This window comes from Priestia sp. P5_B4, from assembly GCF_056400385.1.
Genome location: NZ_JBFULJ010001562.1, coordinates 1 through 503, shown reverse-complemented (window position 1 = coordinate 503; position 503 = coordinate 1). Strand labels below are relative to the sequence as shown.

Sequence of the window (503 nt, the reverse complement as noted above, 5' to 3'; positions counted from 1 at the left end):
GGTGGTGTTCATTCTCACTCTATCACGGTAAAGTGAGAATATACATTTGTTTTGTTGTTTTAATTTTTGCTATATGTATAATGTCTAACGATCTATTTGTTATTCACCTTTACTAGTCTATCAAATAGTTTTGTTAAAGCCAAAGGGGCATAGGGTAAGTAATGTCAATTCAGCTTCGTTTTATTTTAACGTATATCAGTATTGTGTTTGTCTTTATTATTTTGCTTTTTTTATCGGGCTTTCTCATTTTCTTCTCCATTACTGGAGACGCCGATTTTGTAAGAAAACTGTACAGTCACTCCTATGAGTATAAATTGTTAACGCCAGAAGAAGAAAATGCATTCTTAGATTTAAAGTTATTGAGTGAAGAAAAACCGGAGCAGCTGCTGCGGCCGGAGACGGTTAAAAAATATGAATTTGAAAATATTGATATTGTGATTCAAAAAAACACAGAGGTTGTATATGCTTCAGAATCCATTAAAGGAGAAAACCTCCGTAAATAC

Annotated in this window: 1 pseudogene; it reads left to right on the top strand. The window is 33.0% G+C overall.

The features are described 5' to 3' along the window. Window positions 1-161: 161 nt before the first annotated feature. Window positions 162-503 (top strand): annotated as a pseudogene (locus AC1DRF_RS32170) (two-component sensor histidine kinase); the annotation flags it as partial.